At 70.2% G+C, this 2552-nt stretch carries 1 protein-coding gene, 1 rRNA gene and 1 pseudogene; all 3 read right to left on the reverse strand.

Annotated features, from left to right (window positions below):
• Nucleotides 1–309: 309 nt before the first annotated feature.
• Nucleotides 310–1218, reverse strand: a complete 909-nt coding sequence (locus tag QMF80_RS37795) for an aminoglycoside phosphotransferase family protein (RefSeq protein ID WP_283461946.1) — start codon at nt 1216–1218, stop codon at nt 310–312.
• Nucleotides 1219–1419: 201 nt separating this feature from the next.
• Nucleotides 1420–2045, reverse strand: a pseudogene (locus tag QMF80_RS37800) (GNAT family N-acetyltransferase).
• Between the two features lie 439 nt (nt 2046–2484).
• Nucleotides 2485–2552 (reverse strand): 5S ribosomal RNA (gene rrf, locus QMF80_RS38540); the annotation flags it as partial.

Consider the following 2552-nt stretch of genomic DNA (forward strand, 5'->3'; position numbering starts at 1 on the left):
CCCTCGCGGGTTTTCCTCCGGGCTTCGTTCTTCGTTTCCGACTCTATCAGACTCTCTCGTGTCCGATTCCCGGTCGAAGCGGGTTTCGCTTTCCAGGTTTTCGCTTTCGCGTTTCCCTTTCCGGCGAGTCCGACTCTATCAGAAGTTTCGGACCGGTTCTCCCGGCGTTCACATCTGAAAAAGAGCGGAGTGCACCCCTGATGGATTTGAATTCCATGGGAGGGGGGCAAGTAACGACCTTAAACCATCGCTGCCGAACTTGTCCAGTTCGAGGCAACCGTTTGACTCTACTCAGCCACCATCCCCCTGTCAACGGCTCCCCTGCGGGTCCAGGACCGCCCGGATCACGTGCCGTGCGTTCCCCGCCATCGCGCGATTGGTGGTCCGGTAGGAGGGGAGCGCGATCAGCGCCTGCGAGAGCGTCCGGGCCCGGCCGCGGGACCAGGTGGCGTCGTCCACCCCGAGCGCCTGGCGGAAGACCTCGCGCGCCCCTCCCGGCAGCAGGTTCCACGCCGGGAACAGATCGCAGGCCGGATCGCCCACCCCCGCACACCCGAAGTCGATGACCGCCGTCAGCCTGCCGTCCTCCACGAGGACGTTCCCCGGCATCAGGTCGGCGTGCAGCCAGGCCGGCGGACCGTCCCAGGCCGGAACCCGCAGCGCCTCCTCCCAGACCGCGGCCGCGGCATCGCAGTCTATGCCCTCCTCCGGGATCCCGCGCAGTTCCTCGATGGCCCTTCGGGTCTCCGTATCGAGCGAGGAGAGAGGGCCTCCGCGGTGGGCCGCCGGCGCCCCCGGCAGGGTGACCCTCCGCATCGCCGCCACGAAGCCGGCGAGATCGACGGCCAGGCCCTCGGGCGCGCTCAGCGCCCCCGCCTCCGGGATCTCCCCCTCCAGCCACCGGTACACCGACCACGGCCACGGGTACCCGTCCTCCGGCTCCCCGCTCCCGAGCACCCCGGGCACCCCCACGGGCAACAGGGACCCGAGCCGCGGCAGCCACTCCCGCTCCCTCACCACGTCCCCCGCCCCACCCGCGACCAACGGAAGCCGCACGACCATGGCGCCGCCCAGCCGGTACATGGCGTTGACCGTTCCCCCCGACACGACCCGGCGCACCGCCAGCCCACTCCACTGCGGGAACCGCCGCGCGACCAGCCGCCGCACAAGGCCGTCGTCGACGGGGTGAACCCCGGAATGCAGCTGCCCCGTACTCATGACCCACCATCCGACCCTTTGCGTTCACACGGACCATCCGCGTTCCAGTCACCGGGGAGCGTCTCGTCCCGAAACAGGGCGACGAACTGTCCCTACCTCCGGCCTCCGTTCCGAAGCCCACGCCTCGGCGTGCGCGCCCGAGCGGATGACTCTTCCGCCGGCCCGCCGGCCCGCCGACCCGCCGGCTCCTCGGCGTACCCATCACCCCGCGGCTGCACCGACGATTCGCTGTTCCAGCCTCGCCCGGCATTCCGGCCACTCCTCGGCGGTGATCGAGAAGATCGCCGAGTCGCGAAGGCGGCCGTCCTCGCCCGGGGCCCATGACCGGGACCAGTTCCGCAGGACGCCCTCGAACCGCGCGCCGACCCCTTCGATCGCGGCCCGGCTACGGCTGTTGCGCGCGTCGGTCTTCAGGTCGAGGCGGGCGACCCCCCACCGCTCGAACGCATGCCGGAACAATAGGTACTTGGCCTCGCTGTTGACCCCCGTGCCTTGCGCCGAGGCCGCGAGCCAGGTGAACCCGACCTCGACCGCACACAGGCCGTCCCCGGTGGGGCTCAGCCGCGGGTCGAGATACGCCGTGGCCCCACGACCCGGCCCGAGGCCCGCTCCACCTGTACGTAAGGGACCACCTCGCCCGCCTCGGCACGGGCGAGCTGAGCATCGACGTACCCCTCGACCTCCGCCGCTGTGGGGACCCAGGTGAACCGGTACGACCCCCGGTCCTCCTCCGCCGCCACCGCCAGGCCCGCCGCATGCCACCGATCCAGCGGCTCCAGGCGCACGTAACTGCCTTCCAGAACCGGTCCCTCGAACGCGAAGCCCATCGCCCACCCATCCAATGCCCGACCGAATACCCGCGCGGCCCACCTGCACCCCGCCGCCGCAGCGTCCCAAATCGGCGGGGCCCTGTCCCCCCAATTGCTCGCGTGCTGAGACACGACGAGACGCGACCTGACACGACGAGACGCGCCGCACAGATCGCGCGACCGGACCCGGGTGCCACGGCTGGAGCGGGTCGGCCGGCTGCGCGGCCTGACCAGGTGTCTCCCGAAGGCCGGGGTCGTGGCTGTGGTCGAATGCGGGTCCCACACGTTCATGGACGCCGAGGTCGGCGCGTGGAACATCAGAACCGTCGCCATCATCCGCCGCACCGCCACCGGGAGGGCGGCCATTCCCCCTGGTCGGGGGGTGGTTGCGGAGAATTCTGGCCCGGAACGCAGAAAAGCCCCGCACCATAAGGTGCGGGGCTTTCCCGGAAAAATTGTTCGGCGGCGTCCTACTCTCCCACAGGGTCCCCCCTGCAGTACCATCGGCGCTGAAAGGCTTAGCTT

It is taken from the genome of Streptomyces sp. G-G2 (genome assembly GCF_030063135.1).
GTDB lineage: Bacteria > Actinomycetota > Actinomycetes > Streptomycetales > Streptomycetaceae > Streptomyces.